Here is a 22,470-nt window from a genome sequence, read left to right on the forward strand (position 1 = left end):
CGTGCATGCCTTTGTCCATGCGAGGGGGACAAGCGTGACATCTGGAGGGGAAAGCTCCGAATTCGAGAATGGGACGCGCTTCCGGCTGTTTGCCCAGGCGCCGATCCTGAAGGCATTTCATCGGCCCGAAACCGTGATCGTGTCGTCGCCGGCCGGGTCGGTTGGTCCGGGACCAGGCGATGATCACATGTATGTCATCGACCCCATCGGCAAGGCGTTTGCCTATGGTCTTGCGCAAAATCTGCGCGGCGACCCGCTCTATCTGATGCCGCCATGGCGCGGCGACGTTTTTCCGCCGGCGTTTCCCGATGTCGACGGACATTTCGATCACATCGACCCCGAAGAACCGGAATTCGAGGCTGCGCATCTGTTCGGCTCGGTGCGTTTCGCGCTCGACGTATGGGAGAAATACTTCGGTCATCCCATCACCTGGCATTTCCGGCGCGACCTCGACCGCCTGGAACTTGTGATACAGCGCAACCTGCTGGAAAACGCTTTCATGGGTTACGGCTTTTTGGAGGTCGGCATCCACAAGACGACGGATGGCTGGATCGAGCCCTTCACCCTGAACTTCGACGTTGTCGCGCATGAGGTCGGCCATTGCGTCATCTATTCCGTCATCGGCGTGCCCGATCCCGGGACGGCCAGCGCGGAATATTACGGCTTCCACGAATCCTCCGCCGACCTGGCGGCGCTCGTCGCGGCCCTGCATTTCGATTCCGTGATCGACGAGTTGCTGGAAACCAGCCACGGCAATCTTTACACCCGCAATCTCGTTAACCGCATCGCGGAGCTGTCCCGCAACAGCCAGATCAGGCTTGCTGCCAACCCGCTTACGATGCGTGATTTCGTTCACGGTTGGAGTGACGAGCACGCTCTCGCTCAACCGCTCACCGGCGCGATGTTCGACATTTTCGTCGACCTCTTCCACGAGGAGCTCGTGGCGCGGCGCCTGATCACCCAAAACCAAGAAGACCTGTCCGACAAATTGGAGGACAGCCCGGACTATTTTCGCGTCATCCAGCCGATGTTCGATGAAGCCTATGCCGCGTCGCCCTGGGAGTTTCGCGAAGCACTGGTCGCCTCACGCGACGAGCTCGGCATGCTTCTCGCCGAAACCTGGCGCCGGCTTTCGCCGGACGATCTGAGTTATGCCGAAGTGGGCAACACGCTGCGTGCCGTTGACGCACAGGCGGCAGGCGGACGCTGGCGCAAAATCATCGATGTCAATCTCAAACGCCGGGCGATCGATTTTATAAGTGCCGGCCCCAAGATCAAGCCGTTCGGGCCCAAAAGCCACTTCGGTTTGCCGCGGGTATTCGTGCCGGCGCGGCACGGCGCTTGTTGTGCACGGCATCTGCATGTCGCGAGACAGATGGGAACGCGAGACAGACTGGCCAGAAGCAGGGCCGGCGTTCTTTGAGTCAGATGAGGAGGAATGTCCAATGCCTTATGTCGTGACGGAAATCATGGACGACATTGAATTGTTGCAAGCCCATGTAGACAGCATATCCAAAAAGCGAGGCAGGATCGTAAGCGTATTATGGCGTGAAAGTGACCGCGCTTATGTTGTGACGCATGAGCTGGAAGCAGCTGAGAAACAAAACAAAGGGCGAAAGGCTGCATGACGCCAAGAAATCATACTGTTTAACGTCATAAACATGATCCAGAAACCGGAGGGTAGCGGCAATGGTAGAGAGTCTTCTTAGCGTGTCGGGTATTAATCTATTCGGCCATTTTGTGATCGATTTGCAGGTGGTGAACCCACTTCTAAATCCTATCGTAGCGCAGGTAGCGACTGCCAAGAACATACCGGCATTGACTGGCAACAAGGTCGTGAATGGTGTGCGTCTGGCGGATAAGAGCAAGATTGTTGTTTGGAAACAGAAGGTTCTGGATCAGATTGGCGTGTACACGGTAGGCGGCGCGGACGGTCGGTGGACCAAAGATGACACTCCTGTCGGTGCAATAATCCAGGTGACCGGCGGGGATAGCTTCGTCGGCTATTTCATGAAACTTGAGGGCGGGTTCGAATTCATCGGGCGCCGCCCAGGCGCGGCAAACCGAAGCGGGAAGAACAGGCTCCTTGAAGATCAACTGCAAAACGGCAGGTTTGCAAGGATATATGGCTTCAGCTTTGAGGGGAGCTACTACGACCTCCCAAGGCCCATAATATTCCTGGTGCACGGTGATGGGGAGCTTGTCGCGGAGGACCTCGGCACGTTCAGTCCCGCCCGTTCACCCAGTCCGACCGGACTGACAGGCCTCGCGGCCGCTGACTTCGATTTCGCCGATGGTCTGCGCGTTTGGTCGTATGACAAGGCCGACTACACGGTGCGCATGGATGTCGAAACAGGCATGTTCGAGGATGTGCTGCTTGCAGCGATACTCGGCGGCGGACCGGGCGGCATGGATTCTGCCGGAATGAGCGCGCGCGGAATGAGCGCAAGGGGGATGAGCGCAAGGGGGATGAGCGCGCGCGGCATGAGTGCAAGAGGAATGAGCGCCCGCGGCGGCGGCAACAGCGACTGATCCTTATTGAGTGCTTCCGTGGCGCGAGCAGGTGCATACCCGCTCGTGCCAAGGATTTGCGACGCTTGGGATCGGCTTTCGGATCGTCGAGTCGCTCATCGATCGCATCGATGCGGATATAACGGGCCTGATTTATACATTAGTAAGTGCTTAATTATTTAAAATCACGGCAATATTCCCTTGAGCAAGTCTCTCTTTTCTCGTCTGGGTTGGCGGTTTACGCGTGCTATGCTGAATTACGGTGATGCTGCGAACACCGGCGGGGAAGACCATGGTCACCAGCCGATACGAGATGCTTAATCGAAAGCTGTCGGCGATCGTCTACGCGGACGTGCACGGCTATAGCAGGCTCATGGATCAGGATGAGGCAGGGACGGTTGTCCGCCTGACCCGATCACTCAACCTCATACGCGGCCTAGTCAGCGACTACGGCGGTTCAGTTGTCGACACCGCCGGCGACGGCCTTGTGGCACTGTTCCCTGGTGCAGCGCTGGCTTTGCGTTTCGCGATCGAGATGCAGCGGGAAATGTCCAACGAGGCGGTATGGTCAGGCGCCGAGGAACCCATCGCCTATCGAATCGGCATCACGGTTGGAGACACGATCGCCAGCGACGGTGCGATCTATGGCCACGGCATCAATTTGGCCGCGCGGATACAGTCGCTGGCGACGCCGCGCGGCATCTGCATCGCTGAATCCGTTCGCCAGATTATCCGCAGTGAGACCGAATGTTCGTTCCGCTCGCTGGGCAAGCAGAAGCTGAAAAACATTGCTGACGAGGTGGAGGTCTTCGCAGTCGATTTCGAATTGTCGCATGCCGAGCCCAGCATTTCGGCGCTGCCCTTCGCGCCCGCGCCCGAGCGTTTCGTCCCGGAGAGTTCGCTGGCAGTTCTGCCGCTCGAGAACGTTTCTGGCGATCCGGCGGACTTTCACTTGTGCCAAGGTGTCGTGGCCGACCTGATTTCCAATCTGTGCCGGTTCCGCAACCTGATGGTGATCGCGCGGCACTCGACACTGGCCGTTGTGGCGCGGACGCAATCGCTGCGCGAGATCGCCAATCAGCTTGGCGTTCGCTATCTCCTGTCGGGAAGCCTGCGCCGTGCGGGCACTCGTCTGCGGATTGCCATGGACCTGATTGAGGCGCAGACAGAGAATACGATCTGGTCGGAACGCTACGACGGCAGCATCGAGGACATCTTTGCCTTCCAGGACGATGTGACGGCGACGACCGCGTCGCGGCTGGCCGTGCATATCGACATGGCCGAGAAGCGACGGCTGATATCGCAAAACCATCCCAACATTCATGCCTATGGCATGATCTTGCGCGGGCAGGATCTCAGCTTCCGCTTCCGTCCGGAAAGCAATTCGCATGCCCGGCGGCTTTATGAGCAGGCACGCAATCTCGATCCTCGCTATGCCCGCAGCTATGCGGCCCTGTCGCGGACGTTCAACGTCGAATGGCGTTATGCCTGGACCAAGGATCCGGAAGGCGCGCTGAACGAGGCGTTGAACCTGGCAAATCTCGCCGTCCTGCATGACGATCTCGATGCCCGCGGCTATTCCGAGATGGGTTTGGCCCACCTCTACAAAAAGCAACACGATCCGGCGATCGCCGCCTACGAACGGGCCCTGCAACTCAATCCCAACGACGCCGACCTGCTGGCCGAAATGGGCGACTGCCTTGTCTACGTTCGTCAGGCGGAGCGCTCCGTGCAGCTGCTCGAGCGGGCGATGCGGCTGAACCCTTACTATCCCGATGCCTATCTTTGGTATCTTGGCGATGCCTATTTTCAACTGGGCCAATATGAAAAGACGATAGAGACGTTGCAAAAGATGCGGGATGGCTCCGAGGGCCATCGGCTTATGGCAGCGAGCCATGCCCATCTCGGCAACGCCCGGGAAGCGGAAAAGCATGCCCATGCGTTGTTGCAGGTGCACCCGAACTTTACCACCGAGCAGTGGCGCAAAGTGCCCCCGCACAAACATCCGGAGGACACCGAGTTGCTTGTCGATGGCCTGCGAAAAGCCGGGTTAAGGTAGCACGGTCACACGGCTCTCGCGCGCGTCAGGTGGCGCGGCCACCGCCGGAACGAGCGCTTGCTCTAGCCGCAGTTCCCGCTGATGCCGGTACTCCAGCGCGATAGCGCCCCAGATCAGCCCGAGCAGCAGATAGAGGTGGCGCCAGTGGTCGATGTCGATGAAGGTGCCGAGGCCGATATTGCCGAGATAGGCGACATAGGCGCACAGCAGATAGGGCTGCCACGGCCGGTCGCGCAGAAGGATGCGGAAGCCTGCCGCAATCGTCCACAGGGTTAGCGTCAGGAACGAGACGAAGCCCAGCCAGCCATAATCCATCAGCGCCTTCAGCCAGATGTCGTGCGTGTCCTCGCCATAGATCGTGCCGAAGACCAGCGGGCCGATGCCGAACGGATGCTCCATCGCCAGTTGGAAGCCGATCGCGTAGCGGGCAAAGCGGCCGAGCCGGGCGGTGTCGTAGCTCTGCTCGAGCTGCGCGCGCTGGCTGAACATGTCCGACACGCCGGGCAGTTGCAGGATGACGATGACGGCGATGACGAGCAGCGCCATGGCCGCGATCGTCATCACCACGACCCGCAGCCGGAACATGCCGCTGGCGCTTTGCAGGAACAGGCAGGCGGTGAGCAGTACCGCCGACACCGCGAACATGCCCCAGGCGCCGCGCGAGAAGGAAAAGAAGATGCCGGCGGCGATGACGAGCAGCGGCACTGCCAAAAGCGGCATGCGTGATACCGGCCCGGTCAAGAGCCGGTAGAGCAGGTAGGTGCCGGGCAGCACCAGGAATGGCCCGAACACGTTCGGATCCTGGAAGGCGCCGGCGGCGCGATCGTATTTGGTGAACATTTCCGCGCCCGGAAAGGCGTGGAAATAGCCAGCGATGCCGAGCAGCGACGTCGCCACCGCCGACACGACATAAGCGATGAAAATCAGCCGGTAGAGGCTCGGCTGGACCGAGGTCACCGAGGCAAAAAAGACCGCGCTGAAGGCGAGAAACAGCGAGACGGCGAGATAGAGCGGCGTGTTGGCGAGGTCCGCCATCTGCGTCATGGCGACCATGCCGCCGATGTTCATCGCCACCAGCAGCACCAGCAACGGCACGATGGCGCGCGAGATTCTGAGGCCGAACAGCGCCCAGACCGCGATCAGCCCGGCCATGTAGATTTCGTAAGGCGCGGGCTCGCTGATGACGAAGCCGGAGAGCAGGATGCCGATGCCGATCGCGGCCGCCGCGATCAGCGAAATCAGCTTGGCGTTGACCGCTTTAGGCGGCAACTGGTTGACAGCCGTGGGCGGCAACTTGTTGACAGCCTGCGGTTGCAACTCATGGGCGATGGCGCTCAATAGGCGTTTTCCGTGTTGAGCAGGCGGAGCGGCGTCAGGAACAGGATGCGCAGATCGAACAGCATCGACCAGTTCTCGATGTAATAGAGGTCGTATTCGGTGCGCATGCGGATCTTTTCGTTGGTGTCCATCTCGCCGCGCCAGCCATTGATCTGCGCCCAGCCGGTGACGCCTGGCTTGACCTTGTGGCGGGCGAAGTAGCCGTCGACCACCTCGTTGTAGAGCAGGTTGTGCGACTGCGCGGCGATGGCATGCGGGCGCGGCCCGACCAGCGACAGCGAGCCGAGCAGCGAATTGAAGAACTGCGGCAATTCGTCGATCGAGGTCTTGCGGATGAAACGGCCGACGCGGGTGACGCGCGGATCGTTCTTGGTCACCGTCTGCTTGGCGGTCGGGTCGGACCTGTCGGTAAACATCGAGCGGAACTTGTAGACCTCGATGATTTCGTTGTTGAAGCCGTGCCGCTTCTGCTTGAACAGCACCGGCCCCTTGCTGTCGAGCTTGATGGCGATCGCGGTGGCGAGCATCACCGGCGAGAAGACGATGATGCCGATCAGCGAGAAGACGATGTCGAAGACGCGCTTGGCGACCGAATCCCAGTCGTTGATCGGCTTGTCGAAGATGTCGAGCATCGGCACCGAGCCGATATAGGAATAGGCGCGCGGCCGGAACTGCAGCGCGTTCGAATGCGCCGAGAGCCGGATGTCGACCGGCAGCACCCATAACTTCTTCAGAAGCTGCAAGACGCGCGATTCGGCGGTCAGCGGCAGCGATACGATCAGCATGTCGATGCGCGCGATGCGGGCGAATTCGATGAGCTCCGAGATCGTGCCGAGCTTGGGATAGCCGGCGACGATCGGCGGCGAGCGCTTGTCGCTGCGGTCGTCGAAGATGCCGCAGATGCGGATGTCGTTGTAGGGCTGCTTCTCGACCGAGCGGATCAGCTGTTCGGCCGCCTTGCCGCCGCCGACGATCAGCGCGCGGCGCTCCATGCGGCCGTCGCGCGCCCAGCGCCGGATGAGCCTCGACATCACCAGCCTGAGACCGGAGATCAGCAACAAGCCGGCAACGAACCATGTGCCGAACAGCAGGCGCGAATAGTCTCCCGACGTCTTGATGGCGAAGGCGGTGAGCGCCATCAGCGCGAAGCTGCCGGCCCAGACCAGCAGCACGCGGCCGAAATTGGCGAGCGGGCGCATCAGCGCCGCGATCTGGTAGCAGTCGGTCACGTCGAGCAGCACCACGGCCAGGAACGATGTCGCCGCGATCGCCAGAGGATATTGCCAGGCCAGATAATTGAAGAAGCCGACATAGTAGAAATAGACGCCGAGCCCGGACAGGAACAGCAGCGCGAACTCGACCATGCGCAGCACGCCGCTGACCATGATCGGCGACATTGTATCGCGCCGGTATTGCGAGGCGACCTGACGCGCCACATCGTTGATGCCGCCAGGGTTTTCACTCCCGGCGGGAGCGTCGTAATTGCGCACCGCATCAATGGAAAAGCGGCGCGCGGGGTCGATCTCATTCATGGGAACTGTCCGCCAGCTTCGCGCAACTGCATAGCAAAAGAGAGCTAAGAAAGCCTTGAAACAACCAGTGGTTTTGGAGCGGTTGAGGGCGGCCGCGGTTATTTGTTCAACGCGGCGAAATAGGCCTTCTCGATCTCGGACGCCATCACATCGGCTCCGAATCGGGCCTTCAACTCGCCGGTCTGTGGCATCAGTTTCCGATAGGCGTCGAAGTCGACGAGCGCCGTCCCCATCTTGCCGGCAAGTTCGCCGGGATCCGGCCGGATCAGGGCAGGGGAGCCTTCGCCGAAGATTTCCGGAATGCCGCCGACCGCGGTCGCGATCATCGGCATGCCGGCGGCGAGAGCCTCGAGCACGATATAGGGCATCGCCTCCGCGCGGGACGGCACGACGATCAGCTCGGCCAGCGCGAAAGCCTCTCTTGCCGGCATCGGCGGCAGGAAACGGACCTGGCGCTTGAGACCGAGCCGCTCGACCTGCGCGTGGTAGCGCGCCAGGTCGTCGCCATCGCCGACCATCACCGCGCTTAAGGGGCGCCCGAGCTCGTTGCCGGCCAAGGCCAGCGCATCGATGAAGATATCCGGGCCTTTCAGGTCGCGCATCATGCCGATGTATAAGAAATCGGCGGCATTTGCCGCCGTCACCACGGGTTCGAATTCGGCGGCGCGCAGGCCGTTATAGACCAACGCGTTGGGTATGGGTGGTTCGCCGACCTTGCGGCGATAGGTGTTGCGCTCGTAGTCGGAAACGAACAGCAGGCAGTCGGTGAAGAGCGCCATGAAGCGCTCCAGGCCGAAGAACAGCTTTCCTGTCACCGTCGTTTCGTCATAGTGGAGGGAGCCGCCATGCGGCGAATAAAGGCGGGCAACGCGAAACCTTGATACCCGCAACAGTGAGCCGAACAGCCGGGCATAGGCGCCGCCCTTGGCGCCGTGCCCGTGCAGCACGTCCGGCCGCAATTCCTGGATGATTCGGTAGGTGCGCCAGGCCGAGGCGATGTCGCCCGGCCCGACATGGCGCTGCATCGGCGTGCGATGGATGCCGAGCGCCAGGCTGTCCTTCATCGCCTCGAAAAGACGCTCCTCATAGTCGCCGCCGGTGGTCGAGTCGCAGACGATGCCCACCGCATGGCCGGCGGCGACCTGCGCCTCGGTCAGGTCGCGCACATGCCGGAAGATTCCCCCGACAGGTGAGCGAAAGCAGTGGACGATCCTAAGGGTCACCGCCACGACGGCTTTTTCAGAACAGGCGTTCGCGGACGTAGACGGTGTCGCCGGGCAGGAGTGGATCGGATGTCAGCACCCGCCCGGTCATCACCTTGCCGTTGATGTCGCGAGTGATATCGACGCTCTCCTGATTGGCGCGCGGTGTGAAGCCGCCTGCGATCGCGACCGCCTTCTGCACCGTGAGGCCCGGCACGTAGGAATACTGGCCGGCGGCGCCGACTTCGCCCATGACGAAGATCGGCCGGTAGCGGTCGATCTCGACCGAAACGTCGGGATCGCGCAGATAGCCCTGGCGCAACTTGTCGGCGATCTCCTTTTCCAGCTGCTGCGCGGTGTGGCCGCGCGCCGGAATAGCCCCGACAAGCGGGAAGGAGAGATAGCCGGACTGGTCGACGCTGTAGGTGTTGGTCAGGCCGTCCTGCTCGAACACCGTGACGCGGACGCGATCACCGGCGCCGAGTCGGTAGGGCTGGTCGAGCACTTCATGGAAGGCTGCTGGTGTCGGGCGGTAGCTCGAGCAGCCGGTGAGCAGCGACAAGGCAAGCAAAGCGCGAAAGAGGGAAGCAGTGCTTTTCATGACCGGCCAGGAACCTTCATCGCTCTTGCCGCAAGCCGCGGCCAACCCCAGGAAAGTGCGTCCGTTATCATCCTGTTAGGGTTAATGGGCGGTAAAGGAGTGCGGTTCGAGACGGCGCAGATCGGCAAAAAGCCCAATTGTTCTATTGCTTTCGCCCAATCTTCTTTGAGGGTTCTCTAATAAGCTTGCGCTCTGATCTTAACGGGTGAGTTACCATAGTTGTTTACGGTCCATCCTCGACTCATAGTTCGGAGCAGGATGCATGTCCGTTCAGTCCGCGGCCGCAGACGTCGATGTCGACCTGAGACAGCTTTTCGCCAGCCTGGGGCGGAACTGGCTGCGCATCGTTTTTGTCACGCTTCTGGTCACCGGATTGGCCTTTGCTTTCGCCTGGCTCGCGACGCCATACTATAAGGCGACGGCCAAGCTGGAAATCGGCTCGCGCGAATCGGAGTTCACCCGGCCCCCGGGCACGAACGACGACGACAAGCCGATTCTCGACGAGCAGGGGGTGGCCACCCAGGTCCAGATCATTTCCTCTCCCGACATCCTCAAGCAGGTCGCGACCAAGCTCAACCTGGACAAGTTGCCGGAGTTCGACGAGGCGCTGAAGATGTCGGCGCTCGGTCGCATCCTTGTTCTCGTCGGCTTGAAAAGCGATCCCTTCGATATCCCGCCGGATGAGCGCGTGCTGAATGCAATGCACGACAAGCTCAATGTCTTCGCCGTTGAAAAGACGCGCGCGATCGCGATCGAGTTCGCCTCGCAGGATCCCAAGCTTGCCGCTGCGATCGCGAACGGCATTGCCGAGGCCTATATCGCCTCGAAGGGCGACGCCAAGCTCGAATCGAACGCCGCCGCCACCGACTTCCTCGCGCCGGAAATCGCCGACCTGCAGAATCGCGTGAAGGACGCCGAGGCCAAGGTCGCGGCCTTCCGCGGCCAGTCGGACCTTCTGATGGGCGGCAACAATTCGGTGCTTCCGACTCAGCAGCTCTCCGAACTGTCGAGCGAATTGTCGCGAGTGCGCGCCAATCGCGCCGCCGCCGAGGCGAGCGCCGACAGTGTGCGTCGGGCGCTGCAGAATGGCGGTTCGCTGGACAGCGTGCCGGAAGTCCTGTCTTCCGACCTGATCCAGCGCCTGCGCGAGCGCCAGGTGGAGCTCAGGTCCAACATCGCCGATCTTTCCACGACCCTGCTCGACAACCATCCGCGCATCCGGGCGCTCAAGTCGCAGCTTGCCGACCTCGACGGCCAGATTCGCAACGAGGCCCAAAAGATCATCCGGGGATTGTCGGCGCAGGCCCAGACGGCCAAGGCCCGCGAGGATCAGCTGGTTGCCGACGTCAACACCCTGAAGGCCGCCTCCGCGCGCGCCGGCGAGCAGCAGGTCCAGCTGGACGCCTTGCAGCGCGACGCGAATGTTCAGCGCCAACAGCTTGAATCCTATATGGCAAGCTACAATGCGGCGGCCTCGCGCACGGATCGCAAATACCTGCCTGTCGCGGCGAGCCTGATCGCGAAAGCCCAAGTGCCGTCGCAGCCCTATTTTCCAAAGATCGGGCCGATCACCGGTGCCGCCGCCGCTGCTTCGCTGCTGCTGATGGCGATCGGCACGCTGCTCGGCGAACTGTTCTCCGGCCGCGCCATGAGTCCGGCTCCGGGTGCGCGCTTTGAGAATATAGAGCAGGTGGCGATGCCTGCCGCGCGCACCGAGCCGTTGGTCGCTGAAGCCGAGGATAATGGCGGCCCCTTTGCTCCCTACGAAGAGGTCGTGGCCAGTGAGCCTATGGTTGAGACGCCGCCTCAGAGGGCGGCAGCCATCAAGGCGAGTGAGGCAGCGCCCGTTGAGGTAACACCCAGCAGCGCAGCGGTTGCGCAACCCGAACCGCCCCCGTCGAAGCTCGGCGAGATTGATGTCGACAAGGCGGCGGAGAAGCTGATCGCTTCCGGCGCGGCGCGCGCGATCTTCGTGTCACCCGAGGGCGACGAGGCGGCCGCGTCCGCCGTGCTGGTGGCGCGCGAAGTCTCCGATGCCGGCCTGCGCGTGCTGCTGCTCGATCTTACCGCATCGGGTGCGGCGTCGCGGCCGATGCTGGACTCAAGCCTGTTTCCAGGCGTCACCAATCTTCTGGCCTCCGAGGCGCAGTTCAGCGATGTCATCCATCCCGATCTCTATTCGGATGCGCATGTCATCCCGGTTGGCACCGCCGATCCGGTCCGCGCCATGCGCGCCGCCGACCGGCTGCCGATCATCATGCAGTCGCTCACCACGGCCTATGACCTCGTCGTGGTCGAATGCGGTCCGGCCGACGCGCAAGGCATCGGCCGCCTGGTCGGCGACGGCACCGAGGTCTTCCTGTCGATGCTGGAGGCCGACGACCAGGTGACGCAAGCTGCGGTGAAGCTGATCGAAAACGGCTATCCGGACCTGACGCTGGTCACCCCGGTCGGCCACGAGCCGCCGGGAACGCCGGTGCCGGGTCGCCGTTCGGCTGCATAGGGCTGAACCAGGACATTTCTCGGCAGTTCCTGCACTTTACATCGGCAGCAGAGCACCTAGTTTTAGGGTTTCGCGCCGCGCTTTCGTGCGTGGATGATCGAGAGCGGGACCGTGAGCTCTAGGCTGGTCCCTCCAAAACTTCCAAAGGATGGCTGCTATGACACAGGCCAAGAATGGCGACACTGTACGCATTAACTATACCGGACGTCTGGCCGACGGCACCCAATTCGATTCTTCCGGCAGTGAGCCGCTGCAATTCACACTGGGTGACGGACAGGTGATTCCCGGTCTCGAAACCCATGTCGAGGGCATGGAGGTCGGCACCCAAAGCACCGTCACCGTCCCCGCCGGCGAGGCCTATGGCCCCCATCGCCCCGAAGCGGTCGTAACCATCGACCGCGCCAGCGTGCCGGAAAACATCAACGTCGATATTGGCACCCAATTGCAGGCCCGCACCCGCGAAGGACGCGCCATGCAGGTAACGGTCGTCGGCGTGGACGACGCCAGCGTCAAGCTCGACGGCAATCATCCGCTGGCCGGAAAGGACCTTGTATTCGACGTTGAACTGGTCGAGATCGTTCAGGCGGCGTAGCTGGAACTCGAAGGACCACTCAGGATCGTGGTCAAGAGCGCTACCTCCTTCAGAGGAGGGGCAGATCGCGAATTTCAAGGCGCGCGATCGATCAGGGCGTTGGATCCTTCCTGCGCGGCGCAATGCGCGCAGCAATAGATGATATCGCCCTGCTCGACGCCATGCCCGATGATCCGTGCACTGCAATGAGGGCATGTCGGCGCGAGCTTCTGGATCGCACACTCGAAGCTGTCAAACGTGTAAGTCTGCTCGCCCAGGCTCACTTGGAATGCCTTGTCGTAGTCATTGCCGCACTGGTCGCACTTGGCCATGGCCGTTCTCCTTCTGAGTGCGGAAACCTCTCGGCTGGCGATAGGTTCCGCTCAAGGCCATTTGAAGGTCTCAACCTCGACCTGCTCGACGATTTCAGTCGGGAACTCGACGGCGATTGCGCGACGTGCCGACAGGCTTTCCGGAGCTAATGCATGTCGCCCAGAAGTGTGCAGCGGTTCTGGGACAACGACATGAATCGAAACAAGCGCGTCGCCTGAATCCGTTTCAGCGCGATACGCTTTAACTGTCGTCCTCGGCAGCGGCAGGCGCTGCCGCCTGGCCGGCCGCCTTCCGGCGCAGCATCTTGGTCAGCTTCCAGACCGTCGGGTTGTTCTTGATGAAGGCCTTGGCGCGTGCGCCTTGCCGCAAGGTCGTTGCCAGCGCGCGGCCTTTCAGCGTCAGCGGCGCAAGCACCTCGAAATGCTGGATCTCGACGTCGCACCAGAGCCGCTTGTAGGGCTCATCGCCGACCGAGAAGTCGTACAAGTCGAAGCCGAGCTCGCAGGCTTCCTGGATATTGTCGAAGAACAGGAAGTCGCCGGGGCTGGTGAAAGCGAGGTCGTCCTCGGCGATGGCGCCGAACTCGCAGATCAGTCGCCTGCCTGAGCGGCTGGAGCCGGTTACCGCGCGCAGCTTTCCAGCCACCTCCAGGCCGTGCAGCAGGAAGGACGGTTTTTCCTCGGTCAGCGCACCGGCAAACAGCGCCCGGAAGAAGTCGCGTACTCGGCTGTCGCCGAACACGTTGGCGATGCCCATCTTGGCGAAACGCGACTCTTTCATCTCGAGGAAGGCGTCGAGCAGCCTGTCGACCTCCTCGCAGGTGCGGGCCTCGATGCGGCGGAAGGTGCCGACGGCCTCGAACTTGCGCGTCTGCGAGCGGTGCTTCTTGCGCTTGCGCTTGCCGCTTGCGCGCGACAGCAACGCCTCGAACCCGCCGTCGAGATCGACCGCGAGTGCAAGATTCGGACTTGGGAAATTGGGCAGCGCGGCGAGCGGGTTGGCGACGCCATCGAGGTCCGGCAGCAGCCTTTCCAGCGAGATCAGGTCGATGTCCGGCCGCGCCCTGGCGATTGCCTGGAGCATCGAGCGGATCGCCGGGCCGTCGATGGCAGGCAGGAACCGCGGGTCAGCGGCGGCGAAATTGCCGTTGGCGTGGCGTCCGCCGGCGAAGCGGGCAAGCTTGAATGGGCCACGGCGCACCACCTCCAGTGCCAGCGAAAGTGCGGGACGACCTTCAACGCTTAGCGTTCCGATGGCGATGTCCGCGCCGGTTGCCGTCGCCCAGTTGCCCACCCAGGCCGCGCTTTGTGCCGGTGCAAACAGCGCCGAGGCGCAGAAGTGCGCGTAGTCGGCAAGGCCGGTGCCGTCGCACGCGGTCGCGGTCCACCGGCCTTGATCGGCTCGCATGGGGCGCACGGAAGCTTCGTTGGCCGCGACCCGGTTGCCGTCAAATGACGCGGCGGCGTCAACCATCCCTCAATCCTTAAGACGTATTGGTTGCAACCTGGGGTTCGCATAGGCGCAACTCGTGCTTGGAATGAGCCTAGGCGAAAAAGGTGAAGGAATGATCGACGGGGGCGAGGCTATCCGGAAACTGGCGTTGAACCTTGCCCGCTACTCCGGCCTTGCGCCTCTGGCGCGGCCGTTTGTCGGCGGCATTGGCGCCATCTTGATGCTGCACCGCGTCACCGCGACTCCGGAGAAGCCCAACAGCTTCAATCGCCATCTGAACATCGCCCCTGCCTTCCTCGACCGGCTGATCGCCGACATGAAGGGACGGGGCTATGCCTTTGTGTCCCTTGATGAAGCGCTCGAACGCATCAAGGTCGGCGGCAAAGGCGGCCAGTTCGCCACGATCACCGCCGACGACGCCTATCGCGACAATATGACCGAGGCGCTGCCGGTGCTGGAAAAGCACGGGGCGCCGATCACCATCTATGTCGCGCCCGGTTTGATCGACGGTGCCGCCGACCTCTGGTGGGACGTGATCGAGGACATCGTCGACACCAGTTCGCGCCTGACGCTGAACATAGCGGGCAAGTCGACTGTCATCGATTGCTCGACGCCTGGCAGAAAGATCCAGGCTGTTGCGCGCCTGAACGCCTGGCTGACCTTGGAAGTCTCCGAGGAAGAGCAAGGCGCCGCGCTGCGCGGGCTGGCTCGTTCGAACGGGTTCGAATTTGGCTCAGGCCGCCCATGCACCTTGATGAACTGGGATGAGCTTCGCACCATGGTCGCGCACCCCCTGGTGACCATCGGCGCGCACACCGTCAATCATAGGAACCTGAAGCGGCTGCCCGAGGCCGACGCGCGCCATGAGATCGGCGACGTCCGCCGCATTCTCGCGGAAAAGCTCGGCGAGGAGCCGCGCCATCTGGCCTACCCATATGGCTATGCCAGCGCGGTCGGCTGCCGCGAGGTGGGTTTCGCCCGCGACGCCGGCTATGTTTCGGCGGTGACCACAAGGCATGGGGTGCTGCGTGCCGAGCATGCCGGCTTCCTTCATGCGCTGCCGCGCATCTCCGTCAATGGCCGCTATCAGAGCGTAGCCCATATCCGAACGATGCTGTCCGGCATCACGACGCCGCTCGCCAATGCCGGCAAGATGGTTGTCACGATTTAACTGGCATCAACACCGCGCATCACATTCGCGTTTTGAGCTTGCCTGACGCCAGCCAGGGTCAGACCTTCGGGCGCGGCTCGATGATCAGCCATTTGATGATGGCCATGGCCGGCAATACCCAGAGAAATCCGCTGAGCAGGAAGAACAGGAGATGCGCCGTGGGTCCGTATTCGGCAAGCCTGGTGACCGCGACGGCGGAGGCGATCAGCGCGTAGATGATGACCAGCGCCACCAGCAGTATGGTTCCGATCAGCTTTTTCAGGCGAATGGGCATATCGCGGTCTCGTTGATCAGCCCCGCTTAGGCCGATTGGAGCCCGCGCGCAACCGTCGCGGCCCGGCGCGACGGCGTGCCGCGCTGTGCAGTCTTGCCACAAGGCGAGCCTTGGTCCACCAATCGCGCGTTTCAACCGCCGGGAATGCGAAATGGCTGCCATCACCGCGGCTCCGTATGCCGCACGCGACCGCGACCTGCACAACCGCGCCTTGGTGCGCGGCTGGCTGTACGTCGTGGTGCTTGTGCTGTTCGCGCTGGTGCTGGTCGGCGGCGCGACGCGGCTGACCGAGTCCGGTCTGTCGATCACCGAATGGCAGCCGATTCATGGCGTCATCCCGCCGCTGAATGCTGCCGAATGGCAGGAAGAGTTCCTGCGCTACCAGCAGATCCCGCAATATGCCGAGCTCAACAAGGGCATGAGCATCGAGGCCTTCAAGTCGATCTTCTGGTGGGAATGGGCGCATCGCATTCTTGCGCGCAGCGTCGGCGCCGTCTTTGCCTTGCCGCTCCTGTTTTTCTGGGCGACGCGGCGTATCGAGCGCGGCCTCGGGCCGAAGCTCGTCGGTATCCTCCTGCTTGGCGGCCTGCAGGGCGCCATCGGCTGGTGGATGGTTGCTTCGGGTCTGGTCGACCGCGTGTCGGTCAGCCAGTACAGGCTGGCGACACATCTGACCCTTGCCGCGTTGATCTTCACCGCGACCATGGTGGTGGCGCGCGGCCTGGCGCCGCATTCCGAGCCGGCCGCCGACCGTTCGACACAACGGCTCGCCGGCTTCGTCGTGCTCCTGGCTCTGATCCAGATCTACCTTGGAGGATTGGTCGCCGGCCTCGACGCCGGCATGTCCTACAACACCTGGCCGCTGATGGACGGCAAGCTGATCCCGTCCGATCTCTTGCTGCTCGAGCCCGCCTGGCGCAATTTCTTCGAGAACCCGAAGACAGTGCAGTTCGTGCATCGCATCGGCGCCTACACGGTGTTCTTCGTGGCGCTATGGCAGATGATCGCCACATGGCGGCGTTTGCCGGGCACCACACATGCGCGCCGCGCCACGTTGCTGTTCCTGCTTGTCGTGGTGCAGGCTTCGATCGGCATCGGCACGCTGTTGATGCAGGTGCCGCTGCATATGGCGCTTACCCATCAGGGCTTTGCGCTGGTCCTGCTCGGCTTCGCCGCTGCCCATTGGCGCGGCACCAAGGGCGCTTATCCGCTGCCGACCGAGGTCAAGGTCAAAAGCTAAGGCGGACCCTGCGAACGGCGCCAGCAACGGCCAACTCCCGGTTCTCGTCGACCGCGTTTTTGTCCTCGCGATGCCACGCGGCCGACAGGCAGCCATAGGCGATGGCATGGTCGAGGATGGCGCGTGGCGGCTGTCCAAGCGTCTTGCCGAACACTTCGGCCATATGCGCGATCCGGCGCGGATCGAGGCAGAGATCGTCACGGTCGAGCGGATTGTAGAACATATTCGCCGCGTCGAAGCCGGGATCGCCGATGACGCCCTTGGGGTCGATCGCCAGCCAGCCGCGCGGCCCGAACAGGATGTTGTCGTGGTGCAGGTCGCCATGCAGTGGCCTGACGTCATGCGGGTCAAAAAGCAGGCGCTCGGCAATGTCCGCGGCGTCGACATAGAGGCTGTGTCGCCCGGCATCCCGATCGGCCTTGGCCGCTCGAAACAAGCTGACATAGCGTTCCCGCAGCGGCTGCAGGTCCGGCGGGGCAGGGTGCTGCGAGGGCGAGAAGAGTTTTGCCATCACCCCGGCCGCGATCGCGGTCGCCGCATCGTCGCCGTGCTCGGCGAGATGCCCGGAAAGCAGCTTGTCGCCGGCATATTCGAGCAGCATGCGGTTGCCGTCACGGCGGAGCAGGCGGACCGCGCCTTCGCCGCGCCGCCACACGAGGTAGTGCTCGCTGCGCAGCTCGTCCGCGACGTCGTCAAAGGGTTTCAGATCCTTGACGATTGCCGGCGAACCATCCTCTCGCGTCACTTTCCAGATCCGGCTCGAAAATGTCTCGGCAATGAACTCGGGAGCGCTGATCTTCCAGCACTCAGGAAACGCCTGCATTGTCGCTTAGAGCATGATGCCGAAAAGTGTGAAGCGGTTTTCGGACGACATCATGCCCTACTTCCTTGATTTAGAGACGGATGATTTCAGGTCGATTCGACCTGAAATCATCTCTAGTGCTTGATGCCGAGCATGAGGTCCAGGTTCTGCACGGCGGCGCCGGAAGCGCCCTTGCCGAGATTGTCATAGACGGCGAGCAACAGCGCCTGCGCCCGCTCGTCATTGGCGAACACATAGACCTTCATCCGGTTGGTGCCGTTATAGACCTCCGGATCGATTTCCGGCATGCGCTCCATATGCGTGTAAGGCGCGACCTCGACTACGCCGCCATCGATCGACGCATAGTGATCCGCGATCGCCGCGTGGAGTTCGGCGCCTGTCGGCACGCGATCGAGACCGCCGAGCTGCAGCGGCACCACCGTGATCATGCCTTGCGCGAAATTTCCCACTGCCGGCTGCATGATCGGGTCGTGCGACAGCTTCGCGTAGGTGCGGAGTTCCGGTACATGCTTGTGCTGCAGCGTCAGCCCATAGGGAAGGAATTCGGGCGCGTCCTCGCCCTTGCCGACATAGTCCTCGATCATCGGCCGGCCGCCGCCGGAATAGCCGGAAATGCCGTTGACGGTGACCGGGAAGTCGGGCGGTAGCAGGCCGGCCGCAACCAGCGGCCGCAACGTCGCGATCGGCCCTTGCGGCCAGCAGCCCGGGTTGGCGATGCGTTTCGCATCGGCGATCTTCTTCGCCTGGTCCTTGTCCATTTCGGCGAAGCCATACTCCCAGCCCGCGGCGACGCGATGAGCGGTCGAGGCGTCGATCACCTTGGTCGTGTCGTTCTCGATCAGCGACACGCTTTCCTTCGCCGCCGCATCCGGCAGGCAGAGGATCGCGACATCGGCCGCGTTGAGGAATTCGGCACGGGCGGCAGCTTCCTTGCGGCGCTCGCTCGGGATGGAAATGATCTCCAGGTCGCCGCGGTCGGCCAGCAGTGCCCTGATCTGCAGCCCTGTCGTGCCATGCTCGCCGTCAATGAAGATCTTCGGTTTCATATCTGCCAGATTCCCTGCGATTCCAATGTTATATGCCGTGCGCCTGATTTACCGCTGCATTATTGCCGTTGCTTAATTCGTAAAGCCTTGCCTTTCGCTCCGCCAGCAGGCCGAGATATTGCATGGCGATGATCGATCCGGCTATCGCCGTTATATCGGCATGATCGTAGGCCGGCGCAACCTCGACAATGTCGGCGCCGACAATGTCGATCTGGCCGAGTTGGCGCAGCGTCGACAGCATCTTGGCCGAAGACGGGCCGCCGGCGACCGGCGTGCCGGTGCCGGGCGCGAAAGCCGGATCGAGGCAGTCTATGTCGAAGGTAAGATAAGTCTTCTTGCCGCCGGTGCGCTCGACGATCGCATAGGCGATATCGGAGGCGCGCATTTCCTCGACCTCGTGGCCGTAGAGGATTTTTATGCCGAACGTGTCGGGCGCATGGGTGCGGATGCCGATCTGGATCGAGCGGTCCGGATCGATGATCCCCTCATTCACCGCGCGGGCAACGAAGGAGCCGTGATCGATGCGCTTGCCGTCATCCGGCCAGGTGTCCTGATGCGCGTCGAACTGCACCAGCGCCAGCGGCCCGTGGATGGCGGCATGCGCCTTGAGCAGCGGCCAGGTGACGAAATGATCGCCGCCGAGCGTCAGCAGGAACGCGCCTGATTTCAGGATCTTGGCTGCCTCGCGTTCGATCGTGCCGGGGGTCTTCTGGTGGTTGCCGCTGTCGAGCAGGCAATCGCCATAGTCGACCACCGAGAGGTGCTCGAACAGGTCCCGCGAGAACGGATATTGCGGATCGTTGTCGAGGATCGCCGAGGCGCGGCGAATCGCCTGCGGCCCGAAGCGGGCGCCCGGCCGGTTGGTGACGGCGGCGTCGAAAGGAATGCCCCACACGACGGCATCCGCGCCCTTCACGTCCTTCGTGTATTTGCGCCGCATGAACGACAGCGCCCCGGCATAGGTTGGCTCGAACGACGCGCCCGTCTTGGAGCGGGCGGTGAAGGCGTGGTCGATCTCTTTGTTCGCCATTACGGATCCTCGGTTCTCATCGGGGCAGCCACCACTACAGAACCGGCACGCAACATGCCAGTCACAGCTTGCGGAAACGGGGCGGCGCTCGGCGAGTGCCACGGCAACACAGGATCTGTATCATTATGGCTGAGACCGCTTTGCTCAACCTTGTACCGGCACCCGCGGCGACCCGTGTCGGCACGGCGGCCGGCGAGCGCTTCCTGGTGCTGGATTCCTGGCGCGGTATCTGCGCGCTGCTGGTGGCGCTGTTCCACTTCCCCACCACCTCGATGGTTTCGCAGAGCGCCTTTGTCGGCGGCTCCTATCTGTTCGTCGATTTCTTCTTCGTGCTCTCCGGCTTCGTCATCGCCAGCGCCTATGGCAGCCGGCTGAATGAGCAGGACGATCTTGCCCGGTTCGCGCTGGTGCGCTTCGGCCGTATCTATCCGCTGCATGTTCTGATGCTTGCCGCTTTCGCCGGCTTCGAGGCGCTGCGCCTGGTCCTGCCGGCCTTGCACGGAACGGGTCCCGCACCCTTCACCGCCGGTTTCGACCTGAAAAGCCTCGTCGCCAACCTCTTCCTCTTGCAGGGCATGGGCGTCGAGGATCATCTGAGCTGGAATGCGCCAAGCTGGAGCATTTCGGCCGAGTTCTTCACCTATCTGCTCTTTGCCGCCGTCGTCTTCACCGCCGGCCAGCGTGCCTGGATATGGTTCGTCGCCGCAGCCGTTACGGCGCCCCTTTTCCTGCTTGCGCTGTCGACGCGTCATATGGACGTGTCCTTCGATTTCGGCTTCATCCGCTGCCTCTACGGCTTCTCGCTCGGCGCGCTGCTCGCATGGTTTCAACACGATTCCATTGCAGAGGCGCGACAGGCGCTTAGCGGCGGGGCAGGGCGCCTCGCCTGGACGCTGGCCGAGCTTGCGATGATCGCGGTGATCGCGCTGTTCGTCTCGGTGGCGGGAGATAACGACACCGGCATTGCGGCGCCGGTTGTCTTCGCGCTGGCGCTCTATCTTTTCGCCCATGAAGGCGGATGGGTCAGCGCACTGCTGCGCAGCCGGCCGATGCTGTTGCTCGGCTCGCTCTCCTATTCGATCTACATGGTTCACATCTTCGTCCAGGCCCGCATGATCAATGTCGGCGGTCTGATCGAACGCAGGCTCGGGCTCGGCATCGTCGGCGACTTGATGCTGCGTGGCGACCACGCGACCGGCTTCGGCACCGGCTCGCCATGGATCGGTTTCGCGGCTTTGATCGCCATGTTGATCGCCGTCATCGTCGCGTCCTGGTTCACTTGGCGCTTCGTCGAAATGCCAGCGCTGGCCTGGTTCCGCCGTCTTTCCAAGCGGATTTGACCCGAGCAATTCCAGGAAAGTGTGAAGCGGTTAGGCTCGGCGACTTCGCCGTAGCCCTTCCGTCCGGAATTGCGCCAAAAACAAGGAGGTTGAGCGGCTCGCCGTTTCCGCGAAACCGTGAGCCGCTCTAACCGCTAGCCGGCTTCGTTCACCTGCCTGTCATGGGCGTCGCTTAACCGGGTCACGACCCGGAACGGAGCGATTCCCGATGCGAACACTCTGGCTGAGCCTTCTTCTGTCCGCCGCGCTTGCCGCAGTCTCTGGCCAAAGCTTTGCCGGCGAGACGCGCGCCGCCCAAATCCTCGACCGCTTCGAACACGCCAACCAGTGGCGCGACCATGTGATGATCGCCGCGCACCGCGCCGGCAGCATGCAGGCCGGCAAGACGCTTTACGCCGAGAATTCGCTCGCCGCGGTTGAGGGCTCGATCGCGATCGGCGCCGAGATCGTCGAGGTCGACATCAGGCGTTCGAAGGACGGCGAGCTCGTCGTCATGCATGACAGCTGGCTCGACCGCACGACGACCTGCAAGGGCGAGGTGGTGAACTATACGCTTGCCGCGCTGAAGAAGTGCCGGCTGGTGATCGAGGGCAAGGGCGCTGTCACCAGTGAGACGGTTTCGACATTGCGCGAGATGCTGCTCACCACCAGGGACAGGATCCTGATCAACCTCGACAACAAACTCGAGGTGACCGACCTGCCCGGCATGATCGCGGAGGCGCGCGATCTCGGCATGGCCGATCAGGTGATCGTCAAGGAGAACCTGTGGAACCGGCAGCGCATCGACGCTGCGAGGGCCGCGCTCACCCGGGCGGGCGGTGGCTTCCAGTTCATGCCGATCCTCGCTGACGACGCGGTGCATGACACTGCTTTTGCCCAGGAAGTAGGCCGGGCATTCTCCGTCCGCGCGGTCGAACTGATCAACTGGCGCAACGGCGCCGAGACGCCGACCGTGAATGGCGGCCAGCTGTTCACCACCCGCATGCGCGCGGAAGCGGTGCGCGGCGACTGGCATCTCTGGGCTGACACCTACGCCATCGTCAACAAGCCGGGCGGCTTCCTCGCCGGCGGTCGCGGCGATGAGCTCGCCGTCGCCGCCGGCCTGCCGCGCGAAGCCTGGGGTTTCTGGGTCGACCGTGGCGCCACCATCATCCAGACCGATGAGCCCAAGGCGGCGATCGACTGGCTGAGAGCGAATGGTTTTCGCGTGCCATACACGACGGACATCAAGCAAGCTGAGCCGGCGCATACGGCGAGCATCAATTAGTCTGGAGTCAGCGCTTCACCCCACCCGGCGCTTCGCCTACCTCCCCATCAAGGGGAGGTAGGAGGTCGCAGCTATTCGCCAACAACCGAAGACTGCAAAGGTTGTGGCAAGCCGCATGGTTGCGAAAGACAGGCGCGGTGCCCTACCTCCCCTTGATGGGGAGGTCGCGCCGCAGGC

Annotated in this window: 20 protein-coding genes; 10 read left to right on the top strand and 10 right to left on the bottom strand. The window is 62.6% G+C overall.

The features are described 5' to 3' along the window. Positions 1–34: 34 nt before the first annotated feature. From AC0L2L_RS21770 to AC0L2L_RS21785, 4 genes are all read left to right on the top strand, one after another. Complete coding sequence (locus AC0L2L_RS21770) at positions 35–1,423, top strand: gluzincin family metallopeptidase (RefSeq protein ID WP_473581060.1); 1,389 nt, start codon at positions 35–37, stop codon at positions 1,421–1,423. Positions 1,424–1,445: 22 nt separating this feature from the next. Beyond that, positions 1,446–1,628: a hypothetical protein gene (locus AC0L2L_RS21775; RefSeq protein ID WP_473581062.1), complete on the top strand. Its 183-nt coding sequence runs from the start codon at positions 1,446–1,448 to the stop codon at positions 1,626–1,628. Positions 1,629–1,689: 61 nt separating this feature from the next. Then, positions 1,690–2,532, top strand: coding sequence for a hypothetical protein (locus AC0L2L_RS21780; RefSeq protein ID WP_473581064.1), 843 nt, complete (start codon positions 1,690–1,692; stop codon positions 2,530–2,532). A gap of 271 nt (positions 2,533–2,803) precedes the next feature. After that, positions 2,804–4,570: a tetratricopeptide repeat protein gene (locus tag AC0L2L_RS21785; protein ID WP_473581066.1), complete on the top strand. Its 1,767-nt coding sequence runs from the start codon at positions 2,804–2,806 to the stop codon at positions 4,568–4,570. Here AC0L2L_RS21785 and AC0L2L_RS21790 read toward each other — a convergent pair. From AC0L2L_RS21790 to AC0L2L_RS21805, 4 genes are all read right to left on the bottom strand, one after another. Continuing rightward, a complete protein-coding gene (locus AC0L2L_RS21790) occupies positions 4,562–5,899 on the bottom strand; it encodes an O-antigen ligase family protein (protein WP_473581278.1) in 1,338 nt (445 codons plus the stop codon). The two genes, AC0L2L_RS21785 and AC0L2L_RS21790, sit on opposite strands and share 9 nt — an antisense overlap. Before the next feature lie 5 nt (positions 5,900–5,904). Further along, positions 5,905–7,440, bottom strand: a complete 1,536-nt coding sequence (locus AC0L2L_RS21795; protein ID WP_473581067.1) for an undecaprenyl-phosphate glucose phosphotransferase — start codon at positions 7,438–7,440, stop codon at positions 5,905–5,907. Positions 7,441–7,538: 98 nt separating this feature from the next. Beyond that, on the bottom strand, positions 7,539–8,669 hold the full coding sequence (locus tag AC0L2L_RS21800; protein ID WP_473581069.1) for a glycosyltransferase: 1,131 nt from the start codon (positions 8,667–8,669) through the stop codon (positions 7,539–7,541). Between the two features lie 10 nt (positions 8,670–8,679). Further along, the gene (locus AC0L2L_RS21805) at positions 8,680–9,243 is read right to left on the bottom strand and encodes a polysaccharide biosynthesis/export family protein (protein ID WP_027170468.1); all 564 of its coding nucleotides are present in this window, start codon (positions 9,241–9,243) and stop codon (positions 8,680–8,682) included. A 262-nt stretch (positions 9,244–9,505) separates the two neighbouring features. Between AC0L2L_RS21805 and AC0L2L_RS21810 the strand changes: the two genes are divergently transcribed. Both AC0L2L_RS21810 and AC0L2L_RS21815 read left to right on the top strand, forming a co-directional pair. Next, complete coding sequence (locus AC0L2L_RS21810) at positions 9,506–11,746, top strand: GumC family protein (protein WP_473581071.1); 2,241 nt, start codon at positions 9,506–9,508, stop codon at positions 11,744–11,746. 157 nt (positions 11,747–11,903) lie between these two features. Continuing rightward, positions 11,904–12,338: an FKBP-type peptidyl-prolyl cis-trans isomerase gene (locus AC0L2L_RS21815; RefSeq protein WP_473581073.1), complete on the top strand. Its 435-nt coding sequence runs from the start codon at positions 11,904–11,906 to the stop codon at positions 12,336–12,338. A gap of 74 nt (positions 12,339–12,412) precedes the next feature. Here AC0L2L_RS21815 and AC0L2L_RS21820 read toward each other — a convergent pair whose 3' ends face one another. Next, on the bottom strand, positions 12,413–12,649 hold the full coding sequence (locus AC0L2L_RS21820) for a hypothetical protein (protein WP_473581075.1): 237 nt from the start codon (positions 12,647–12,649) through the stop codon (positions 12,413–12,415). Positions 12,650–12,890: 241 nt separating this feature from the next. Then, positions 12,891–14,123 carry a GNAT family N-acetyltransferase gene (locus tag AC0L2L_RS21825; RefSeq protein ID WP_473581077.1) on the bottom strand — a complete coding sequence of 411 codons (1,233 nt, stop codon included), beginning with the start codon at positions 14,121–14,123 and terminating at the stop codon, positions 12,891–12,893. Between the two features lie 91 nt (positions 14,124–14,214). Between AC0L2L_RS21825 and AC0L2L_RS21830 the strand changes: the two genes are divergently transcribed. Further along, complete coding sequence (locus tag AC0L2L_RS21830; RefSeq protein WP_473581079.1) at positions 14,215–15,273, top strand: polysaccharide deacetylase family protein; 1,059 nt, start codon at positions 14,215–14,217, stop codon at positions 15,271–15,273. 58 nt (positions 15,274–15,331) lie between these two features. Here the strand turns inward: AC0L2L_RS21830 and AC0L2L_RS21835 are convergent, their stop codons facing one another. After that, a complete protein-coding gene (locus tag AC0L2L_RS21835; protein WP_027170462.1) occupies positions 15,332–15,547 on the bottom strand; it encodes a DUF2842 domain-containing protein in 216 nt (71 codons plus the stop codon). A gap of 151 nt (positions 15,548–15,698) precedes the next feature. Between AC0L2L_RS21835 and AC0L2L_RS21840 the strand changes: the two genes are divergently transcribed. Next, complete coding sequence (locus AC0L2L_RS21840) at positions 15,699–16,787, top strand: COX15/CtaA family protein (protein ID WP_473581081.1); 1,089 nt, start codon at positions 15,699–15,701, stop codon at positions 16,785–16,787. On the opposite strand, the gene AC0L2L_RS21845 is transcribed toward AC0L2L_RS21840, so the two are convergent. The 3 genes from AC0L2L_RS21845 to speB all read right to left on the bottom strand — a co-directional run bounded on the left by AC0L2L_RS21845 (position 16,777) and on the right by speB (position 19,686). Next, positions 16,777–17,610 carry an aminoglycoside phosphotransferase family protein gene (locus AC0L2L_RS21845; protein ID WP_473581083.1) on the bottom strand — a complete coding sequence of 278 codons (834 nt, stop codon included), beginning with the start codon at positions 17,608–17,610 and terminating at the stop codon, positions 16,777–16,779. The two genes, AC0L2L_RS21840 and AC0L2L_RS21845, sit on opposite strands and share 11 nt — an antisense overlap. A 113-nt stretch (positions 17,611–17,723) precedes the next feature. Beyond that, on the bottom strand, positions 17,724–18,656 hold the full coding sequence (argC, locus tag AC0L2L_RS21850; RefSeq protein ID WP_473581085.1) for an N-acetyl-gamma-glutamyl-phosphate reductase: 933 nt from the start codon (positions 18,654–18,656) through the stop codon (positions 17,724–17,726). Positions 18,657–18,684: 28 nt separating this feature from the next. Continuing rightward, complete coding sequence (gene speB / locus AC0L2L_RS21855; RefSeq protein ID WP_473581087.1) at positions 18,685–19,686, bottom strand: agmatinase; 1,002 nt, start codon at positions 19,684–19,686, stop codon at positions 18,685–18,687. A gap of 125 nt (positions 19,687–19,811) precedes the next feature. On the opposite strand from speB, the gene AC0L2L_RS21860 reads away from it, so the two are divergent. Further along, positions 19,812–21,026, top strand: a complete 1,215-nt coding sequence (locus AC0L2L_RS21860; RefSeq protein WP_473581089.1) for an acyltransferase family protein — start codon at positions 19,812–19,814, stop codon at positions 21,024–21,026. 208 nt (positions 21,027–21,234) lie between these two features. Continuing rightward, positions 21,235–22,293, top strand: coding sequence for a glycerophosphodiester phosphodiesterase family protein (locus tag AC0L2L_RS21865; protein ID WP_473581091.1), 1,059 nt, complete (start codon positions 21,235–21,237; stop codon positions 22,291–22,293). Positions 22,294–22,470: the final 177 nt, after the last annotated feature.

The organism is Mesorhizobium sp. WSM4832 (genome assembly GCF_055811115.1).

Bases quoted from the DNA above. Each gene is read 5' to 3' on its own strand.
- argC (WP_473581085.1), bottom strand. From the start codon at position 18,656: ATGAAACCGAAGATCTTCATTGACGGCGAGCATGGCACGACAGGGCTG.
- AC0L2L_RS21865 (WP_473581091.1), top strand. From the start codon at position 21,235: ATGCGAACACTCTGGCTGAGCCTTCTTCTGTCCGCCGCGCTTGCCGCA.
- AC0L2L_RS21780 (WP_473581064.1), top strand. From the start codon at position 1,690: ATGGTAGAGAGTCTTCTTAGCGTGTCGGGTATTAATCTATTCGGCCAT.
- AC0L2L_RS21820 (WP_473581075.1), bottom strand. From the start codon at position 12,649: ATGGCCAAGTGCGACCAGTGCGGCAATGACTACGACAAGGCATTCCAA.
- AC0L2L_RS21795 (WP_473581067.1), bottom strand. From the start codon at position 7,440: ATGAATGAGATCGACCCCGCGCGCCGCTTTTCCATTGATGCGGTGCGC.
- AC0L2L_RS21860 (WP_473581089.1), top strand. From the start codon at position 19,812: ATGGCTGAGACCGCTTTGCTCAACCTTGTACCGGCACCCGCGGCGACC.
- AC0L2L_RS21830 (WP_473581079.1), top strand. From the start codon at position 14,215: ATGATCGACGGGGGCGAGGCTATCCGGAAACTGGCGTTGAACCTTGCC.
- AC0L2L_RS21815 (WP_473581073.1), top strand. From the start codon at position 11,904: ATGACACAGGCCAAGAATGGCGACACTGTACGCATTAACTATACCGGA.
- AC0L2L_RS21775 (WP_473581062.1), top strand. From the start codon at position 1,446: ATGCCTTATGTCGTGACGGAAATCATGGACGACATTGAATTGTTGCAA.
- AC0L2L_RS21810 (WP_473581071.1), top strand. From the start codon at position 9,506: ATGTCCGTTCAGTCCGCGGCCGCAGACGTCGATGTCGACCTGAGACAG.
- AC0L2L_RS21825 (WP_473581077.1), bottom strand. From the start codon at position 14,123: ATGGTTGACGCCGCCGCGTCATTTGACGGCAACCGGGTCGCGGCCAAC.
- AC0L2L_RS21785 (WP_473581066.1), top strand. From the start codon at position 2,804: ATGGTCACCAGCCGATACGAGATGCTTAATCGAAAGCTGTCGGCGATC.
- speB (WP_473581087.1), bottom strand. From the start codon at position 19,686: ATGGCGAACAAAGAGATCGACCACGCCTTCACCGCCCGCTCCAAGACG.
- AC0L2L_RS21835 (WP_027170462.1), bottom strand. From the start codon at position 15,547: ATGCCCATTCGCCTGAAAAAGCTGATCGGAACCATACTGCTGGTGGCG.
- AC0L2L_RS21845 (WP_473581083.1), bottom strand. From the start codon at position 17,610: ATGCAGGCGTTTCCTGAGTGCTGGAAGATCAGCGCTCCCGAGTTCATT.
- AC0L2L_RS21805 (WP_027170468.1), bottom strand. From the start codon at position 9,243: ATGAAAAGCACTGCTTCCCTCTTTCGCGCTTTGCTTGCCTTGTCGCTG.
- AC0L2L_RS21840 (WP_473581081.1), top strand. From the start codon at position 15,699: ATGGCTGCCATCACCGCGGCTCCGTATGCCGCACGCGACCGCGACCTG.